The following is a 17,166-nucleotide window of genomic DNA, read 5'->3' on the forward strand; positions in this document are numbered from 1 at the left end:
TGATTAAAAAAAGCAAGTTCTGATCCACATCAGTGCCATGTCGAGGAAACCGGGCTAAAAGCGTTCCATGCATCGATTTGCGAACCCGACACGCTTCATGAAAATCGCCAACGCGGTCCTGCCGTTTGCGGTCGGTGGATTCGTGATTCTGACAGGCATCGGCGTATACCTCGGACTGTTCAACTCCCCATCCGATTACCAGCAGGGCGACACTGTCCGGATCATGTATATCCATGTGCCGGCAGCCTATCTGGGTGTCATGATCTATGGCGTGATCGCGGGCAGCAGTCTCAGCCTGTTGATTTGGAAACACCCCCTGGCCGAATTGATTGCCCGGGCCAGTGCGCCCGTGGGCCTCGTTTTCACCTTCCTGTGCCTCGTGACCGGGTCGCTGTGGGGCAAGCCTATGTGGGGCACATGGTGGGTCTGGGATGCGCGGCTGACATCGATGCTGATTCTGTTGTTCCTCTATGCCGGTTATATCGCGCTGTCGAATGCCTTTGATGAACCCGGCCGTGGCAACAAGCCCGCCGCGATCCTGGCGCTTGTCGGGGTGGTGAACTTGCCGATCATCAAGTTTTCCGTCGACTGGTGGAATACGCTGCATCAGCCGGCCAGTATTATCCGCATGGACGGACCGACCATCGCGATGGAGATGCTGACGCCACTGTTCTACATGCTGGGCGGTTTCACCTGTTTCTACCTAATGATCTTGGTAATACGGCTGCGATCTGAAATCGCGGCGAGCAAACTGCGTATCGCCATGATGTCGGGCGCCATGGCGTCGAACCCCGAAGCGGACAATCAACAGTCCGCATCGGAACCGGGGCGGCGGGAGATGGAGAAGGTGGGCGGATGAGCGATTTTTTCGCGATGGGCGGATACGGCGCCTTCATTTGGCCGTGCTACGGTCTGACCGCCCTGGTCATGATCATTTTGGTGGTCCAGTCCCTGCGCAGCATGCGTACGAACGAGAAACTCGTCGAGACCTTGCGCGCGGGCCGTGCCCGCAGGCGGGAACGGACCGCGGACCCCGCCACTAAACCCGAATTGGAGGCCAAGGCCTGATGCGAAAAGCGGCAACGCGCAAACAAAGGCGCATGATGATCGTCGGGGCCGGATTCGCGTCCTTCGCCTTGGTGGTCGGCCTGACTCTCTTTGCGCTCGAAGACGGGATCAACGTCTTTTATGGCCCCACCGAGGTGGTCGAAAAGGTGGTGGAACCCGGTCAGAAATTCCGTTTGGGGGGGCTTGTCGAAGAAGGCAGCGTAACGAAAAGCGGCGCGACGACGACCTTTCGGGTCACCGACATGAAAAGCTCGGTGCAAGTCGCCTATACCGGCATCCTGCCGGACCTGTTCCGCGAAGGGCAGGGCGTCGTGACGCAAGGCATGCTGGACGACGCGGGCCTTTTCACGGCTGACGAAGTCCTGGCGAAACATGATGAAAACTACCTGCCGGCCGAAGCCGTTGAGGCGATGAAACGGGCCGGTACGTGGAAAGATACGGCAGAAGGTGAAAAGGCAACGCAATGATCGATGGACTCAGCATTGCCGAGATCGGCCATTTCACCCTGGTCCTGGCGCTTTGCGTAGCGGCGGTTCAGGCAATCGTCCCGATGGTGGGGGCGGCGCGCGACGACATGGCCTTGATGGCAGTCGCGCCGGCGACGGCGATCGCACAATTTCTGGTCCTGTTGATTTCCTTCGCGGCGTTGATTCATGCTTTCGTAACCAGCGACTTCTCCGTCCTGAATGTTGTCCAGAATTCCCACTCTCTGAAACCGATGCTCTACAAAGTGTCGGGCGCCTGGGGAAACCATGAGGGGTCGTTGCTGCTTTGGGTGACCGTGCTGGCGCTGTTCGGCGCGATGGTAGCCTTTTTCGGACGTAATTTGCCGCCGGGTTTGAAGGCGCGGACCCTGTCCGTTCAGGCGATGATTTCCGTTGGTTTCCTGTTGTTCATGCTGTTCACCTCCAATCCTTTCGTGCGCGTCTTTCCGCCGCCGTTCGAAGGTCAGGACCTGAACCCGCTGCTGCAGGACCCCGGCCTCGCCTTCCATCCGCCGATGCTCTACCTCGGCTATGTTGGGCTTTCCATTTCCTTCTCCTTCGCCGTCGCGGCCCTGATCGAAGGCAAGGTGGACGCCGCCTGGGCGCGGTATGTCCGGCCCTGGACCCTGCTCGCATGGACCTGCCTCACCGCGGGGATCATGCTGGGATCGTGGTGGGCCTATTACGAATTGGGTTGGGGCGGGTTCTGGTTCTGGGATCCGGTTGAAAACGCGTCCTTCATGCCTTGGCTGGCGGCGACGGCATTGCTGCATTCCGCCATTGTCGTGGAAAAACGGGACACGCTGAAAAGCTGGACCATCCTGTTGGCGATCATCGGGTTTTCTTTCAGCCTGATCGGAACTTTTCTGGTTCGCTCGGGCGTGTTGACGTCGGTCCACGCTTTCGCGACCGACCCGGAACGCGGCGTTTTTATACTTCTGCTGTTGGTGATTTCGATAGGCGGATCGCTCGCGCTTTACGCTTGGCGGGCCCCTTCCATGCAGGGGGGCGGGCTGTTTCGGCCGGTCAGTCGGGAGGGTGCGCTGGTTCTAAACAACCTGCTGTTGACGGTGGCCTCCGCCGTTGTCCTGATCGGGACCTTGTTTCCGCTTTTCCTGGAAGTGACCGGGGGCGACAAGATCTCCGTTGGGCCGCCTTTCTTCAATCTCACTTTCGTGCCCTTGATGATCCCGCTTTTCATTGCTCTGGGCATCGGGCCGTACTTGTCGTGGAAACGGGCTGACCTTTGGGCGGTCATGGGCCGGGTGAAAATAGCGCTCGGCATTACCTTGGCTGCGGGCGCTATCTCCCTCGTCCTGCTGTATGGCGATTCCGGCTATGCAGTGATCGGCCTGACCCTGGCGGCATGGCTGATCGTGTCCGCGGTCAACGAATTGCTCACGCGTGCGGGACTGGGGCGGACGGCGCTGGCGAATATTCCGCGCCGGCTGTTCGGTTTGCCACGCAGCAGCTGGGGCATGACGCTGGCCCATCTGGGTGTGGGTGTTCTGGTGGCCGGGGCGACCGGGGCCTCATTGCTGACGACGGAAGTGATCACCGTCATGAAGCCGAAGGAAACGATCCAAGTTGGGCCGCAGAGCCTGGAGTTTCTTGGGGCAGAAGAGATCCGCGGGCCGAATTACGTCGCACTTCGGGGAAATTTCGCTGTCCGTGACGAAGAAGGCGGTAAGCCCGTCGCCCTGATGTCACCCGAAAACCGGCGATATGTCGCCCGGGGCCAGGAAACGACGGAAGCGGCGATCATGTCCGGCTTTTTCACGGATGTTTATGTCGCGCTCGGCGATTTGGACGGGCAGGGCGGCATCACGGTGCGCGCGTACCGGAAACCGTTCGCGCCCTGGCTTTGGTGGGGCACCATTGTCATGGTGCTCGGCGGTTTGATTTCCCTCAGCGACCGGCGCTTGCGTATCGGTGCGCCGAAGGCCAGCCGGAAATCTGCCGGACCGGATGCTCAACCGGCGCCTGCCGAATAACCGCATGATTTGGACGTCTCTGCTTGGAGGTGGGTACGGCCCGCTTCCCCGACAGAGTGAACCGATGGAGCAGACCAGCCTATGAGCCGATTGTTCTTCCTGCTGCCGCTGCTGCTGTTCGCGGCCATGGCCAGTTATTTTTTCGTTCGCCTTGGCGATGATGCCAGCGTCGTGCCGTCCGCCCTGATCGACAAACCGGTGCCGCAAATCGACGCGCCGCCGCTGGTGGAGGGAAAACCCGGGGTCAGTACGGCGGATTTCACGGGTGAAGTGAAGGTGCTGAATATCTGGGCATCGTGGTGCGTTCCATGTCGTGCGGAGCACCCGCTGGTAACACGCCTTGCGCAGACGGAGGGCGTCCCAGTTTACGGCCTGAACTGGAAGGACAAGAAACAGGATGCGGTCGCCTGGCTGAACGAGCTGGGCGATCCTTATGGCCAGATCGGCTTTGATGAGTCGGGGCGCAACGGGATCGAACTGGGTGTCTATGGCGTGCCGGAAACCTATGTCATCGATAAGGATGGTCGAATTCGCTACAAGCGTGTCGGTCCGTTGACGCCGTCGATCATGAAAGATGAAGTCCTGCCGTTACTCAGGGATCTGAAGCAATGAGGTCTTTCGTTTCATCCGTCCTTCCGGTCGTTCTTTTGGCGATGGCGCTTCTTTTTGGCGGTTTCCAGGTTTCCTGGGCCGTCCAGCCCGACGAGGTCCTGGACGATCCGGTCCTTGAAGGGCGGGCACGCGACCTGTCAAAGGAACTGCGTTGTCTTGTGTGCCAAAACCAATCGATCGACGATTCCAATGCCGAACTGGCGAAGGATTTGCGCGTCATCGTGCGTGAGCGTTTGGTCGAGGGCGATTCCAACGATGAGGTGCTGGACTTTGTCGTGGCGCGCTACGGCGACTACGTCCTGCTTCGTCCGCCGGTAAAGCCCGGGACATATCTGCTCTGGTTCGGGCCCGCGGCAATCCTGCTGATCGCCGGGATTGGGGTCGCTGTCTGGCTGCGCCGACAGTCCGCCGCATCCCCAGGCGCTGTGGCTTCCGCACCAGGCGGCAAGGGAGGCACCGGACTGAGCGAGGCAGAACAGAAGCGCCTCGCCGCGTTGATGAATGAGGACCGCGCCACGGACGGCGAACACCGGAAAGGGTGACGAGTGATGTTTTGGATTTTTGCCGCGCTGATCACGGCCTTGGTTGTTGCACTGATCGCATGGCCGTTCTTTAGACAACGCCAAAAGGCGCAAACAACGGCGGATTTTGACGTCGAAGTCTATAAGAGCCAGCTGCGGGAGTTGGACCGGGAACTGGCTGAAGGCTTGGTCAACGACCAGGAGGCCGCCGCGGCCAAGGCGGAAGTCGCCCGCAGGCTGCTTGCCGCCGACACAAAACGTGCCGTCGGGGCGCGGATGGGGTGGGGCGTCGGGCTTCACCGGATGACCGGCGTGGTTGTCTCTGTCGCCGTGCCGGCGGCTGCGGTGATGCTGTATTTGACCCTTGGTCAGCCTACTGCCTCGGATGTTCCTTATGCGTCGCGGGCTGATGAAATCGCCCGGATGCAACAGGCCCAGGAACGGGATTTGGGCAATCTGGGTGCGATGGCCGAACGCTTGGCGGAACGGCTTGAAAAAGAACCCGGCGATGCCGACGGATGGTTGCTGCTGGGTCGAACCTACATGACCATGCAGGACTTTGGAAAAGCCGCTGAGACCTTCCGGAAAGTTGTCGAACTGTCGCCCGACGATCCCGGTGCCTTTGGCGCATTGGGTGAGGCTCTGGTGCTCGCCGCGGAAGGCATGGTCACCAAGGATGCGGTTGCCGCCTTTGAAAAGGCACAAGAAATCGGCGCTGAGGGGGACCCACGCGCAAGCTTCTATTTAGCCGAAGCGGAATACCAGTCGGGCAATCATCAAGCCGCCTTGGATGCGTTGGTGAAATTGGCGTGGTCGGCAGAGCCGGGAGCGCCGTGGCTGGTAACCGTGCGGAACCGGGCGATCTCAATTGCAGACGAATTGGGTCAGGACGGGGCGTCGCTCTTGCCGAATGCTCCCGCGCCGCCTGCTGTCGCGGCAACGGACCAGTCCGGACCGACCGCGGAAGACATCGCGGCGGCGGACCAAATGGCCGACGCGGACCGCCAGGCGATGATCCGCGGTATGGTCGATGGTTTGGCGGCGAAGCTTGAAGACAATCCAATGGACTTCCAGGGGTGGACCCGGTTGATCCGGGCGCGCACGGTCATGGGTGATATGGAACAGGCCCAGGCGGAACTGGACAAGGCGTTGGAAATCTTTGACCGCGCCCCGGTGCCGAAGGCCGAATTGCGTCGCTTGGCTGGTGAACTCGGCCTGACGGCGCCGGGTGCTGAGGGGGCGGTGTCGGAAACCGAAACTGCGCCCGGCCCATCCGCCGCCGATGTGGCGGCGGCGCAGGAGATGTCGGACGAAGACCGTCAGGCCATGATTGAGGGAATGGTCGGCGGGCTTGCCGCGCGGCTGGAGGAGAACCCAAACGATCTTGAGGGATGGATGCGGCTCGCTCGGTCCTACAATGTGCTGGACCGTCCGCAGGACGCCTTGGCCGCCCTCGAAAAGGCCGGGGAAGCCTTCCCCGAAGAAACGTCGGTTATGCTGCTGCGTGGGCGTTTGATCCGCAGTATGACGGGTGTGCCGACGACCGAAGAAAGCCAAGCGTTGATGGACAATGTGCTTGCGGTCGACCCCAACAATGTCGAAGCGCTGTGGTTCAAAGCAATTGGTGCTCTGGAAAAAGGTGATCGTGATACCGCGGCAGAACATTTCGACAAGGCGGTGTCCGCTCTGCCGGAAGGATCGCAAGACCGCGCCGCACTCGAACGGCAGCGAGATGAACTACTATCGGTAGAATAACCTCTTAAAAGTGCGGTAGATAGATAGGTGGTGGTGAAACTTCACCACCGTCTTTTTTGATGTTTTCTTCATATGTCATCTTTTTGTTAACCAAGAAAACTGAATAGTTTTAAATGGCTAATAAAATCATATAAAACAATCACGTAACACTGTTTTTCGGATATTTTCGCCTGACGCATTTGGCAAAAACAGAACATTATGTGCGGTATTGGACAAATGTTCAGAATTGCACAATTATGCGATGCCGTTTTCGGCGAATGAAATGGTCGCGTAAACCTAATAGTAGATTTACACCATTCCGGTGGCGGCGGATGGTATCAAGAGGTACGTGGGTGCCGCAACGTCAGCCGGAGTTGCCGGTGGACCTTCTTGCGGCGTGTCCCGCGGACAGTTCAATCGGCTGACCATGGGGTGTATTCATATAGGCCTGCCGCCAAGTTTCGACACGGCCCTCCAGTTCGTCGCCCAGTGTCGCACCCTTTGCAACAACCAGCCGCTCAAGCGCGTTTTGCCAATGGCGGTAGTAGGTATTGCCAAGATCTGGGTCGCCGGAGGATTGAGCCGACGCGATTTCAGCGCTTAACGTCGCCGCCCATTCATCCCAGGTGAAAAGCCCCGCTTCGTGGAGTGTAACGGTGAGCGCGAAGGCTTGCGCTTCCCAAGGCTCTCGGAAGACCGGCCCATCGGCATCGATGCCTGGTATTGCGGTGAAGCCGTGGCTTTCACTGTCGGACGTCATCCAAGTTCCTCAAGATACGATTCCCAGAGGTCGATATAGATCGCTTCCCGGGAAGGGGCATCCGGGCCCCAGATCTCGGCTCCTTCGAAACGCACATTGTAGAGATGCACACCGGCCTTCTCCCCGTCAGCGCTGCGATCGGGGAGGATATGGGAACCATAGTGTTCATGGATCGTTCCGATATGGCCCCGGATGTAACGCGGAGCTCGCGTATGGCCTCGGGGGTGAAAGTTGCGGACCCGCACTCTATCCCCCGGGCCGAATTGGGGGGCATCCTGTGTCACCATATCCGCAGGCGCGCCTTTGGCCAGCACCGCCGGGACATTTTCCGCCTTCAATACGCGATCCAATAAAGCGGGATCGGCTTTACCCTTGGCCCTTCCGGTCGCAAGCTCTTCGGGCGTTACAATACCCTTCTCGAGCAGCAAGGTCTCCAAACCCGCCATCCAGTTTTCGTAATAGGTGTTGCGCAGGTAATCGACTGGATGCTGCCTCTCACGGGCATAACGGCTGGTATCGATGCTCCATTGGCCGAGCGCGCCCATGGCCAGGGTTACCGCAAGGGCACGTTTTTCCCATTCTTCGTGGAAAACCTGCTCCGCAGATTCCGGTTCCGGATCGATAGGCCCCAAGCCGTGGGCGCCGCCCAAATCGTGCGGTCCGTTCATTCCGCAGCTTCCTTGCCGGCTACGGTCCCCGGGGCTTTGGCGGGTTCGACACCAATCATGCTGTTTCGGGTGACGAAGGCTTCCAATTCTTCGGCAGACATTCCATCCGTACCCGAAGGTCGCATGGGCAAGACCATGAACCGCATTTCGGATGTGGAATCCCATACGCGAATCTCGACATCGTCGGGCAGTTCAGTGCCGAACTCACCCAAGACACCCCGCGGATCGGAAACCACGCGTGACCGGTAAGGGGCTGATTTATACCAGACCGGCGGCAAGCCCAGCACTGCCCAGGGATAACAGGAACACAAAGTGCAGACGACGACATTGTGTACCGTGGGCGTGTTCTCCAGAACCCGCATGTGTTCGCCTTGGCGACCCGTAAATCCCATGGAGTGAATGGCCGCCGTGCCGTCGCGCAGCAGCCAGTCCTTGAAGTCAGGGTCCGTCCAGGCGCGGGCGACCACCTTGGCACCGTTGCGGGGGCCGATCTTGGTTTCATAGGTGTCGATCAGAACTTCCAAGGCTGCCGGATCGATCAGCCCTTTCTCGACCAACAAGGATTCAAGCGCTTTGATGCGCAAAGCGGGGTCGGGCGGCGGGTCGGTGAAATTCTGTCCATGATGATGATGGCCACCATGATGATGGCCATGATGGTGGTCATGCCCGTGTTCGTGAGCATGGTGTCCACCGGACGCCGCCGGCTCATTCTCGTCACTCATATCCGTTTCCCGACCCCTGTTGTCACCCTTAGATGGGTCGCCATTCCAAACCGGTCAACTGGCCGTCGCCGGTTTCCAGTCGCCGGCGTCGCGCCAAACGATGGCCTTGCGCCGTGCGAAGACGTAACACCGCTCGGCGCCGCGGCTGGAGCAGCGATCGATGGCGGTTTGAATGTACTTCTCTTCGTCGCAATCCTTTTCCACCGATTGGCAAAAATAGAAGTAGGCGTGCTCGCCATCCTGGGATAAGGCGAAGACAAGAGGGTCCGCCTTGGACGTGTAGGTTTGATAGGCGGAATAAGCGCCCGTTGACATGACGACCGGGCCGGACCCACTTTCCGACGTGGTCGTCCCAGTCCCGGCGCAGGCGACGAGCAAGGCGCCGCCGGCGGCCAAAGCCGCAATTTTGTTCAGGGGCAGTTTCATTTCAATGCTCCGCTGTTGGCGCTTGAACAAAGCGATGACCGACCGCTCCGCCAAGCCGTTTGGCCCCCTATTCCCCGTTCGCCCGACATATGCGCGACAGGGTTAGTGTAACCCAAAACAGATCCAAGTTCAGGTCTTTCGACAGGAAAAGAGCCAGAATTGGCTGGATTGACACGAAGACGGGGCGCGCGGCCTAACCGGCGCGCCGTTGTGCCTTTGCCTTTTTGCGGCCGGCCGGCATCTGTGACTCGTCGTCGAAAAGATCCGCGAGCTGCTCCATCATCGTGCCGCCAAGCTGTTCGACATCCACGATCGTTACAGCACGCCGATAATAGCGCGTCACATCGTGGCCGATGCCGATGGCGACCAATTCAACGGGGGATTGGGTCTCGATATATTCGATGACGTCCCGCAGATGGCGTTCCAGATAATTGCCGGGATTGACCGACAGTGTGGAGTCGTCAACCGGCGCGCCGTCTGAGATTACCATCAGAATGCGGCGTTCCTCCGGCCGGCCGAGCAGCCGGTTATACGCCCAGAGCAATGCCTCGCCGTCGATATTTTCCTTCAGCAAGCCTTCTCGCAGCATCAGGCCGAGATTCTTGCGGCCCCGGCGATAGGGCAGATCCGCGCCTTTGTAGATGATGTGTCGAAGATCGTTCAGGCGGCCGGGATTGGCGGGTTTGCCATCCGCGATCCAGGCTTCGCGGGATTGACCGCCCTTCCAGGCACGGGTCGTGAAGCCCAGAATCTCGACCTTTACCGCGCAGCGTTCCAGCGTGCGGGCCAGGATGTCCGCACTCATCGCCGCGATCGAAATCGGCCGGCCCCGCATGGAACCGGAATTGTCGATCAACAGGGTGACGACCGTATCGCGGAAATCCGTCTCGCTTTCCTGCTTGAAACTCAACGGGTGCGTCGGATTGGTGACCACGCGGGACAGGCGCCCGGTATCCAGCAACCCTTCTTCAAGATCGAAATGCCAGGACCTTTGCTGCCGCGCCATCAAACGGCGCTGCAGCCGGTTGGCCAGCTTGCCGATGATGCCCTGCAAATGGGTCAGCTGTTGATCCAGCATGGTGCGCAGCCGGGTCAATTCCTCCGGATCGCACAACTCGTCGGCCGATACGATCTCGTCGTACCCGGTGGTGAAAGCGCTGTAGAAATCTTCTTTCGGCACGTTGGACAGGTCATGTTCCGGCCGCCAGCGCTTGCCCATGTCGCCGGGCTCTTCGCTGCCGCTGGCCGGCATCATTTCGCCGTCCATATCCTCGTCCATCATTTCGGTGGAGTCGTCGCCTTCACCTTCCATGTCCGAGACGTCGGAGCTTTGTTGAGCCGAACTTTCCTGATCGCCGCTGCCTTCGCCGTCATCCTCGCCCTGGACCTGGCTTTCGTCCTGGCTTTCGGATTCTTCGCCTGTTTCCTCACCGCCCTCGGCCTGATCGTCCAGGTCGATATCGATATCCATCATCTGGATCATGCGGCGGGCGACGTCCGCATAGGCCTGCTGATCGCCGACCTTGCCCTTCAATTCGTCGAGCAGGGATTCGATCTGCGGCTCGATATGGGGTTCCCACAACTCGTAAACGCGCTGCGCCGAGGGCGGCGGCTCTTCTCCAGTCAGATGTTTCCGCGCCATCAGACGGACGACTTCCGGCATCGCCGCTTCTGTCCGGTCGTTCACCCGATGGAAGCCCAGGCGATGATAATGTTCTTCCAGCGCGGCCGCCATGTTCCGACGAACGCCGGCCATATGCTGCCCGCCCACAGCTTCAACGCGGGCATCTTCCAGGGCGTTGAACAACATCGGGGCAACGTCGCCGCCGGGCATGTTGCGGGCATGCATCATGTTGTCATGATGACGCTGGCGTACCGCAAGCGTATCCGCTTCACCGCGGCAACGGGATACTTCCTCGTCGCTCAGCGCGCGGGACGGGGCGGGAAGACGGGCGCGGTCGCCCGCCATCATCGCGGCGTCCGTTCCATAGACGACGTCCACCTCGCCTTCTTCCGCGATGGCCCGGAAGGCCGCCGCATTGGCGCGCTTGAACTCTTCAAGAATGTCGTTCTGGTCCGCCATCGGGTCCGTCTGTTTCTGATTGGGCGCGTTGCCTTAGACTTCCGCCCGGCCCGGTGAGGGCCGGTGGAAACTAGGCAACCCGTGCTGCCAGGGCCGAATCCGGCAGGTCTTCGCCGAAGCAGCGTTGGTAATATTCAGCAACGATGGGCCGTTCCGTCTCGTCGCATTTGTTCAGGAAGGTCAACCGGAAGGCAAAGCCGAGTTCACCGAAGATCTCAGCGTTTTCCGCCCAGGTGATCACCGTCCGTGGGCTCATCACCGTGGAAATATCGCCACTGATGAAGCCGTTGCGGGTCATATCCGCCAATTGCACCATGGCGTTCATTTTCTCGCGCCCTTCGTTGGTGTTGTAGGACTTCACCTTGGAAATGACGATATCGACTTCTTCGTCATGCGGCAGATAGTTCAACGTGGTCACCAGCGACCAACGGTCCATCTGGCCCTGGTTGATCTGCTGCGTGCCATGATACAGGCCTGTCGTATCGCCCAGGCCGACCGTGTTGGCGGTCGAGAACAGGCGGAAATATTTGTGCGGGCGGATCACCTTGCTTTGGTCCAGCAGGGTCAATTTGCCCTCGCGTTCCAGGATGCGCTGAATCACGAACATGACGTCCGGCCGGCCGGCGTCGTACTCGTCGAAGCAAAGCGCGACCGGGCTCTGCAATGCCCAGGGAATGATGCCTTCGCGGAATTCGGTGACCTGAACGCCGTCGCGCAGGACGATTGCGTCCTTACCGACCAGGTCGATACGGCTGATATGGCTGTCCAGGTTGACGCGGATGCAGGGCCAGTTCAGGCGCGCGGCCACTTGTTCGATATGCGTCGATTTACCGGTGCCGTGGTAACCCTGAACCATGACGCGCCGGTCGAAGGCGAACCCGGCCAGGATGGCCAAGGTTGTGTCATGGTCGAACAGGTAGTCCGGGTCCAGATCGGGGACATGCTCTGACCTTTCGGAGAAGCCCGGTACTTTCATATCGATATCAAGGCCGAATACGTCGCGGACGGAAACATCGATATCCGGCGCGTCTAAGGGGTGGCCATGTTCATTTTCGTGCGTTTTCGCGGTCATCAGGGGTGCCCCGGCTCTGTTTTTACCTGTCGGCGCCGAGCGCCGAACAGCTCTCTCCATTCAGTCTCAATTGGAAGGGAAGTTCCGGTCAGGAGTTTGGGATCGCGACCTTCTTAAGGGCCGCATAAGCCGCGTTGATTTCCTTCAGCCGTTCTTCCGCGTCCTTGTCGCCCCCATTCAGGTCCGGGTGCAGACGCTTCGCCAATTCCTTATAGCGCGCCTTAAGGGCGGTCAAGGATACCGGCGGTTTCAGTTGCAGCAGACGGTAGTGCTTTCCGTCCGGTCCGCGCATTGCTTGTTTCTGGGCCTGCTCGCGGCGATATCGTTCGGCCGCTTCCGCGCCGGCGCTGAAAACGCCCAACGGGTCGTCGAAACCGCGCGAGGCGTTGAGGTCGCGCGCACCCATCATGCCTAAAGGCCACGTCGGGCGGTCCCAGACGACATCGTTCCGAATGGCGGAATCGACTTCATCCTGGCTCATGCCGGCGCAGAAGTTCCAGGCGGCGTTGTATTCGCGTACATGATTGAGACAGAACCAATAATAGTCGCGCAAGGACTGCGGGGATTTCGGCGCCCGATGTTCGCCGCCAAGCGCGCAATCGGGGTGATCGCACACCCGAATACCGGCGCCCGTGTCCGCCGTTTCCTTGCGCATATGGTCTGCCGTTTCCCTCATTGTCTAAGTATGGGTTTGCGTCCCAATACGGGCAAGCGCGATCCAAGCCAAAAGTGTATTTTCGGGGGATATGCGATTTTAAGGAATGAGTTCATTGACCCATCGGCAAGGCGCGCGCAGATAATTCAGAGAAAGAAATCGGGTTGCAGTAAATCGTCAGGAGATCATCGTGAGCGTTGAGGACACTATCCGCCGGAAATTGACCGAGGCATTCCAACCCGAAAGGCTGGATGTGGAAAACGAGTCCCATCTGCATCACGGTCATCATGGGTCCCCGCAAACCGGCGAATCCCACTTTCGGGTGCTTGTCGCAGCGGATGCCTTCGACGGCGTCAACCGCGTTGAACGGCAACGCAAGATTTATGCGGTCCTGGCGGAAGAACTGGACGGGCCGGTCCATGCCTTGGCCTTGACGGCATTGACCCCGGCGGAAGCGGTACGCCGGAACCTTTAGCCGCGTCTTCCTTCACGGGCTTTCGCCCTCTGCATCGTGCCCGCGTGTCTGTGCCAGGAACCCCTGAAGCAGGTCATGCAGTTCCGTCGTGTCGTTCGGCCCCAGGATTCCCCTTACCCGGGTTTCCGCCTCGCGCCAGGCTGGAAAGACTGCCTGGAGCAAGGATTTGCCTTCGTCCGTCACGGTCAGTTTGCGCCGGCGGCCGGAGGCGGCCGACTCCGTCGCGATCAGGCCGCGTTTCTGCAGGGGCCCAAGATTGCGGCTCAAAGTCGTACGGTCGGTCTCCAGCAAGTCGGCCAGGTCAGTAATGCTGATGCCGGGCCGGTTGATCAGGTTCACCAGAAGGGAATATTGCGTCAATTTCAGGTCGAAGGGCCGAAGGGCGTCATCATAGATCTGCGTCATCCGGCGCATCGCCCGCCTCAACAGCGCGCCGGTACAGGCCGGTGAATTGCGGCCGGGCAGAAGGTCGGGCAATGGGGTGGACTCGGGTTTCGGCATGAATTGGCCCTGGCTTTGACCGGACTCTATCGGTCGTATCGTGTCATTAAGTCCCGTGCGGATAAGATTCCATTTCCCCGCAGGAACACGGTTCCGTCTTGCTAGCAATATTGTAACGTGTATATACACGTAACTTCAAGCTTGGCCCCGATCGATGGGGAGCAGGCGGGTTTCGGAGGATGCGCAGATGGCGGAAATCAACGCAACGGACAGCATGGGCTGGCGGACACCCACAATGGTGATCGTGGCCGGGTGTGTCATCGCCGTCTTGGGGTTTGGTGTGCGTTCCACCTTCGGCCTGTTCCTGGACCCAATGACCGAAGCGCGCGGATGGGATACGGAAACCTTCGCGCTGGCCATGGCGATCCAGAATCTGCTGTGGGGGGTAGGGGCCTTCGCGGCCGGCGCCTTGGCGGACCGGTTCGGCCCAGTAAAGGTCATCGTCTTCGGGGCGTTGGCCTATGCATCCGGAATCTACGGTATGACGATCGCGGAAAGCAGCCTCATGCTGCATCTGACCGGCGGGATCCTCACCGGTATCGGGGTCGCCTTCACCGGGTTCGCCCTTGTCATGGCCGCCATGGCGAAGGTGGTCGGCCCGGAGAAACGCTCGTTGATTCTCGGCCTTGGCACCGCGGCGGGGTCGTTCGGGCAGGTCGTCTTCACGCCCATGGGGCAAGCCTTCATCGAAATTTACGGCTGGTCGAATGCGCTGCTGTTGCTGGCCGGTTGCGCAATGGTCGTCCTGCCACTCGCCTTCATTCTGCCGAACAATCCAGGCGTGAATACGGACACGTCGAACACCCTCACCATGGGGCAGGCGCTGCAGGAAGCCTTGAACCACAGGGGGTTTGTTCTGCTGACGATCGGATTTTTCGTGTGCGGGTTTCATGTCGCGTTCATTGCCGTTCACTTTCCCAAATACGTTAAGGAATTGGGCCTGGACCCCAGCATCGGTGCGCTCGCACTGTCCCTGGTCGGGCTGTTCAATATCGCCGGATCTTTCATGAGTGGGATGTTCGGCCAGCGTTGGAGCAAGCGGATCGGCCTCAGCGGCATTTACTTCCTGCGTGCCATTGCGATCTTTCTTTTGATGATCGCGCCGAAGACCGAGTTGACGATCTTCCTGTTTGCAGGGGCGATGGGGATTTTGTGGTTGTCGACGGTGCCGCTAACCTCGGGGCTTGTCGCTCAGGTCTTCGGTGTGCGGTACATGGCAAGCTTGTTCGGGATCGTGTTCCTTGGCCATCAGCTGGGTAGCTTCTTGGGCATTTGGCTGGGCGGCTACCTGTTCGACAAATACGGTTCTTATGATGCGGTCTGGTGGGCCGGTGTCGCCTTGGGTCTGATGGCCGCCGTCGTTCATCTGCCGATCGACGAGCGTCCGGTCATGCGGGCACCATCAACTGCGGGGGACTGAGCGGATTTCGACTGCCCTGGATCAGGCGCCGGATTTTAATCGAGAGGCTGAATCAGATGTCCAGGCGAAAGCGGCTCAATTCTTTGAACAGCGCCTTTCGTGGGGCCGATGTCTTCAACATCACCGGTTGGTCATTGGATCCGGCGGTTAAAGCGGATGTCAGTGTGAAATTGGTGTGGGAGCCGAAGGTCTGACAACAGAAGAACATGTCGATTGCATCGCCTTTTTTGGACATGGGCGCGACCAAACGGTTGGTCTTTTGGACATCGTTGCCGGCCTGCGTTGCCACTTGGGAATACATGCATGAACCATGGTTGCGGATGTCTTCCAGCATGCCGCGAAGGTAGTCGTTGTATTCCTGGTTACTGGACAGGTTCTCGACGAAATCGCCGGTGACGTCCCGGCCGACATATTCGCGTAAGCCCGTTCCGACCAAGCGGTAGCGATATCGGTCTTCGGAAACCTCTATCAGGCAAATCCAGGGAAGAATGCCCGGTGGCATTGCGCCCGGGTCCAAATCGGCGCGAAGCGGGAACTCACGGTCGCCGCGAATGAGGCTCCAATAAGTAGCAGCCAGCAGCAGCTTATCGTCGTCCAAGACGTCCATGCCGCCGGTCGGGTCCCCTGTTGGGTCCAATGCCACCGCTGCCGCCTCCCGATAGCCTAGCAAGAAAGAATTCCTCCATCATTTTTGTGCTCAGCAGCGCCAAGCGCCGACGAGCACGGGTCGATCTTATGAACCGATTGGTTAATGATTAGTGAAAGGCGAAAAACGACTATAGTGGTGGTATGCCGGTCGTCTGCGCCTTGCCTGAGGGCGGTATCAACCTATGTCGATTCAGCGTCCAGGCCTATCTCACGGCCATCGGCGTTTACGGACTGGGAGATAAAGCCATGCATAGCAATTTTATGAGAAAAACTGGTTTTTCGAGCGTCTTGGCCGCTGCCGCGATGGCAGGGCTGTGTCTGGCCGGGACCGCGCAAGCGCAAACAGTCAAAGTCACACCGCTTGGCAGTCACGATGGCGAATTTTGTCTGTTCGACCGCGCCATGCTGTTGGAAGACCCTGATGGTACGCGCATTCTCTACGATGCCGGCCGGACCGTGGCGGGCGCTGATGACGCACGGCTGGGTAAGGTCGATGCCTTGCTGGTCAGCCACATGCATGGCGACCATGTGGGCGACCGCCACATCCCGGGTACCGGAACCGGCGCATGCAACAAACCCGATGTCTCCACGGCGGTGCTTCCCGACACCAACACGGTCAATATCGCCTTGGCGAAGGACGCGGCGATTGTGACAGGCAGCGAAATGCCGAAGTTCTTCGCTGGAAAGCTGAAGAGCTTGGGTGGTGATCCGAAGAAATCACAGCTTGTCCGTTTTGGCGCATCCCGCAAGATCGGTGGGGTCACGATCACTACTGTCCCGGCGGTCCATTCGAACGGCATTGCCGGAGGTATGATCGGGGGTACGTTGGGTGACCTTCTAAACGGTGCCGGTCTAACCGCCTATGCCGGCCCGCCGACAGGTTACGTGCTGACATTCAGCAACGGCCTTGTCGCTTATCTTTCGGGCGATACGGGTGTGACGGCTGAGCAAAAGACAGTTGTCGGCGACCAATATGGCGCGGAACTTGTCGTTATGAATATCGGCGACACCTACACGACCGGCCCGACCGAAGCAGCCTTTGTGGTCAATGACTTGATCAAGCCGGCTTCCGTCATCCCGAGCCATGCGAATGAGCAGGCGACGGAAGGCGGCGCCGTCGTCGCGGGCAGTCGAACCGATCAGTTCATGAAGGCGGTAACGGTTCCAGCCCATTTACCACTTAGCGGTAGAACTATGGAGTTCGATGGTGACGGGGCATGCGTCACGGGGTGCTGATCTTGTAAGCGCAATCGTATTCGGAATTGAAACGGAAAATCCGGTGAGGAAAAAACCTCCACCGGATTTTTCGTTTCCGGATGACA

The 17,166-nt window shown here is 59.4% G+C and carries 19 protein-coding genes; 10 read left to right on the forward strand and 9 right to left on the reverse strand.

Going from position 1 to position 17,166, the window contains the following annotated elements; translation table 11 throughout:
* Window positions 1-67 precede the first annotated feature (67 nt).
* The 7 genes from EOI86_RS15055 (at window position 68) to ccmI (ending at window position 6,435) form a co-directional block, all read left to right on the forward strand.
* On the forward strand, window positions 68-859 hold the full coding sequence (locus tag EOI86_RS15055) for a heme ABC transporter permease (protein ID WP_127765985.1): 792 nt from the start codon (window positions 68-70) through the stop codon (window positions 857-859).
* The gene (gene ccmD, locus EOI86_RS15060) at window positions 856-1,068 is read left to right on the forward strand and encodes a heme exporter protein CcmD (protein ID WP_240035683.1); all 213 of its coding nucleotides are present in this window, start codon (window positions 856-858) and stop codon (window positions 1,066-1,068) included. Before EOI86_RS15055 ends, ccmD begins: the two co-directional genes overlap by 4 nt.
* Window positions 1,068-1,535 (forward strand): cytochrome c maturation protein CcmE, encoded by a 468-nt coding sequence (gene ccmE, locus EOI86_RS15065; RefSeq protein WP_127765986.1) that lies wholly within the window; start codon window positions 1,068-1,070, stop codon window positions 1,533-1,535. Before ccmD ends, ccmE begins: the two co-directional genes overlap by 1 nt.
* Window positions 1,532-3,547: a heme lyase CcmF/NrfE family subunit gene (locus tag EOI86_RS15070; RefSeq protein ID WP_127765987.1), complete on the forward strand. Its 2,016-nt coding sequence runs from the start codon at window positions 1,532-1,534 to the stop codon at window positions 3,545-3,547. The genes ccmE and EOI86_RS15070 overlap by 4 nt, the downstream gene beginning before the upstream one ends.
* A gap of 81 nt (window positions 3,548-3,628) precedes the next feature.
* The gene (locus EOI86_RS15075; RefSeq protein WP_127765988.1) at window positions 3,629-4,159 is read left to right on the forward strand and encodes a DsbE family thiol:disulfide interchange protein; all 531 of its coding nucleotides are present in this window, start codon (window positions 3,629-3,631) and stop codon (window positions 4,157-4,159) included.
* Window positions 4,156-4,701 (forward strand): cytochrome c-type biogenesis protein, encoded by a 546-nt coding sequence (locus EOI86_RS15080; RefSeq protein WP_127765989.1) that lies wholly within the window; start codon window positions 4,156-4,158, stop codon window positions 4,699-4,701. The genes EOI86_RS15075 and EOI86_RS15080 overlap by 4 nt, the downstream gene beginning before the upstream one ends.
* A 6-nt stretch (window positions 4,702-4,707) precedes the next feature.
* Window positions 4,708-6,435, forward strand: a complete 1,728-nt coding sequence (ccmI, locus tag EOI86_RS15085; protein ID WP_127765990.1) for a c-type cytochrome biogenesis protein CcmI — start codon at window positions 4,708-4,710, stop codon at window positions 6,433-6,435.
* 343 nt (window positions 6,436-6,778) lie between these two features.
* Here the strand turns inward: ccmI and EOI86_RS15090 are convergent, their stop codons facing one another.
* The 7 genes from EOI86_RS15090 to EOI86_RS15120 all read right to left on the reverse strand — a co-directional run bounded on the left by EOI86_RS15090 (window position 6,779) and on the right by EOI86_RS15120 (window position 12,800).
* On the reverse strand, window positions 6,779-7,174 hold the full coding sequence (locus EOI86_RS15090; protein WP_127765991.1) for a nitrile hydratase accessory protein: 396 nt from the start codon (window positions 7,172-7,174) through the stop codon (window positions 6,779-6,781).
* The gene (gene nthB / locus EOI86_RS15095; protein ID WP_127765992.1) at window positions 7,171-7,842 is read right to left on the reverse strand and encodes a nitrile hydratase subunit beta; all 672 of its coding nucleotides are present in this window, start codon (window positions 7,840-7,842) and stop codon (window positions 7,171-7,173) included. Before nthB ends, EOI86_RS15090 begins: the two co-directional genes overlap by 4 nt.
* Window positions 7,839-8,564, reverse strand: coding sequence for a nitrile hydratase subunit alpha (nthA, locus tag EOI86_RS15100; RefSeq protein ID WP_127765993.1), 726 nt, complete (start codon window positions 8,562-8,564; stop codon window positions 7,839-7,841). The genes nthB and nthA overlap by 4 nt, the downstream gene beginning before the upstream one ends.
* A 54-nt stretch (window positions 8,565-8,618) precedes the next feature.
* Window positions 8,619-8,990 (reverse strand): hypothetical protein, encoded by a 372-nt coding sequence (locus tag EOI86_RS15105; RefSeq protein ID WP_127765994.1) that lies wholly within the window; start codon window positions 8,988-8,990, stop codon window positions 8,619-8,621.
* Window positions 8,991-9,183: 193 nt separating this feature from the next.
* The gene (cobT, locus tag EOI86_RS15110) at window positions 9,184-11,073 is read right to left on the reverse strand and encodes a cobaltochelatase subunit CobT (protein WP_127765995.1); all 1,890 of its coding nucleotides are present in this window, start codon (window positions 11,071-11,073) and stop codon (window positions 9,184-9,186) included.
* A gap of 70 nt (window positions 11,074-11,143) precedes the next feature.
* Complete coding sequence (cobS, locus tag EOI86_RS15115; RefSeq protein ID WP_127765996.1) at window positions 11,144-12,145, reverse strand: cobaltochelatase subunit CobS; 1,002 nt, start codon at window positions 12,143-12,145, stop codon at window positions 11,144-11,146.
* A gap of 88 nt (window positions 12,146-12,233) precedes the next feature.
* On the reverse strand, window positions 12,234-12,800 hold the full coding sequence (locus EOI86_RS15120) for a J domain-containing protein (protein ID WP_205032210.1): 567 nt from the start codon (window positions 12,798-12,800) through the stop codon (window positions 12,234-12,236).
* Between the two features lie 190 nt (window positions 12,801-12,990).
* Between EOI86_RS15120 and EOI86_RS15125 the strand changes: the two genes are divergently transcribed.
* Window positions 12,991-13,275 (forward strand): BolA family protein, encoded by a 285-nt coding sequence (locus tag EOI86_RS15125; RefSeq protein WP_127765998.1) that lies wholly within the window; start codon window positions 12,991-12,993, stop codon window positions 13,273-13,275.
* Window positions 13,276-13,287: 12 nt separating this feature from the next.
* On the opposite strand, the gene EOI86_RS15130 is transcribed toward EOI86_RS15125, so the two are convergent.
* The gene (locus tag EOI86_RS15130) at window positions 13,288-13,776 is read right to left on the reverse strand and encodes a MarR family winged helix-turn-helix transcriptional regulator (protein ID WP_127765999.1); all 489 of its coding nucleotides are present in this window, start codon (window positions 13,774-13,776) and stop codon (window positions 13,288-13,290) included.
* Between the two features lie 187 nt (window positions 13,777-13,963).
* Between EOI86_RS15130 and EOI86_RS15135 the strand changes: the two genes are divergently transcribed.
* Window positions 13,964-15,196 (forward strand): MFS transporter, encoded by a 1,233-nt coding sequence (locus EOI86_RS15135; protein ID WP_193555791.1) that lies wholly within the window; start codon window positions 13,964-13,966, stop codon window positions 15,194-15,196.
* Window positions 15,197-15,248: 52 nt separating this feature from the next.
* Here the strand turns inward: EOI86_RS15135 and EOI86_RS15140 are convergent, their stop codons facing one another.
* A complete protein-coding gene (locus EOI86_RS15140; RefSeq protein ID WP_127766000.1) occupies window positions 15,249-15,839 on the reverse strand; it encodes a PAS domain-containing protein in 591 nt (196 codons plus the stop codon).
* 251 nt (window positions 15,840-16,090) lie between these two features.
* Between EOI86_RS15140 and EOI86_RS15145 the strand changes: the two genes are divergently transcribed.
* Window positions 16,091-17,080 carry an MBL fold metallo-hydrolase gene (locus EOI86_RS15145; RefSeq protein WP_240035684.1) on the forward strand — a complete coding sequence of 330 codons (990 nt, stop codon included), beginning with the start codon at window positions 16,091-16,093 and terminating at the stop codon, window positions 17,078-17,080.
* Window positions 17,081-17,166: the final 86 nt, after the last annotated feature.

The sequence above is a fragment of the Hwanghaeella grinnelliae genome (genome assembly GCF_004005845.1).
Classification (GTDB): Bacteria; Pseudomonadota; Alphaproteobacteria; order UBA8366; family Aestuariispiraceae; genus Hwanghaeella; species Hwanghaeella grinnelliae.

Coding starts and splice junctions, on each gene's coding strand:
- cobS (WP_127765996.1), bottom strand. CDS start 12,145: ATGACCGCGAAAACGCACGAAAATGAACATGGCCACCCCTTAGACGCG.
- EOI86_RS15120 (WP_205032210.1), bottom strand. CDS start 12,800: ATGCGCAAGGAAACGGCGGACACGGGCGCCGGTATTCGGGTGTGCGAT.
- EOI86_RS15105 (WP_127765994.1), bottom strand. CDS start 8,990: ATGAAACTGCCCCTGAACAAAATTGCGGCTTTGGCCGCCGGCGGCGCC.
- EOI86_RS15075 (WP_127765988.1), top strand. CDS start 3,629: ATGAGCCGATTGTTCTTCCTGCTGCCGCTGCTGCTGTTCGCGGCCATG.
- cobT (WP_127765995.1), bottom strand. CDS start 11,073: ATGGCGGACCAGAACGACATTCTTGAAGAGTTCAAGCGCGCCAATGCG.
- nthA (WP_127765993.1), bottom strand. CDS start 8,564: ATGAGTGACGAGAATGAGCCGGCGGCGTCCGGTGGACACCATGCTCAC.
- ccmI (WP_127765990.1), top strand. CDS start 4,708: ATGTTTTGGATTTTTGCCGCGCTGATCACGGCCTTGGTTGTTGCACTG.
- EOI86_RS15135 (WP_193555791.1), top strand. CDS start 13,964: ATGGCGGAAATCAACGCAACGGACAGCATGGGCTGGCGGACACCCACA.
- EOI86_RS15055 (WP_127765985.1), top strand. CDS start 68: ATGCATCGATTTGCGAACCCGACACGCTTCATGAAAATCGCCAACGCG.
- ccmD (WP_240035683.1), top strand. CDS start 856: ATGAGCGATTTTTTCGCGATGGGCGGATACGGCGCCTTCATTTGGCCG.
- EOI86_RS15090 (WP_127765991.1), bottom strand. CDS start 7,174: ATGACGTCCGACAGTGAAAGCCACGGCTTCACCGCAATACCAGGCATC.
- EOI86_RS15130 (WP_127765999.1), bottom strand. CDS start 13,776: ATGCCGAAACCCGAGTCCACCCCATTGCCCGACCTTCTGCCCGGCCGC.
- EOI86_RS15145 (WP_240035684.1), top strand. CDS start 16,091: ATGCATAGCAATTTTATGAGAAAAACTGGTTTTTCGAGCGTCTTGGCC.
- EOI86_RS15070 (WP_127765987.1), top strand. CDS start 1,532: ATGATCGATGGACTCAGCATTGCCGAGATCGGCCATTTCACCCTGGTC.
- nthB (WP_127765992.1), bottom strand. CDS start 7,842: ATGAACGGACCGCACGATTTGGGCGGCGCCCACGGCTTGGGGCCTATC.
- EOI86_RS15080 (WP_127765989.1), top strand. CDS start 4,156: ATGAGGTCTTTCGTTTCATCCGTCCTTCCGGTCGTTCTTTTGGCGATG.
- ccmE (WP_127765986.1), top strand. CDS start 1,068: ATGCGAAAAGCGGCAACGCGCAAACAAAGGCGCATGATGATCGTCGGG.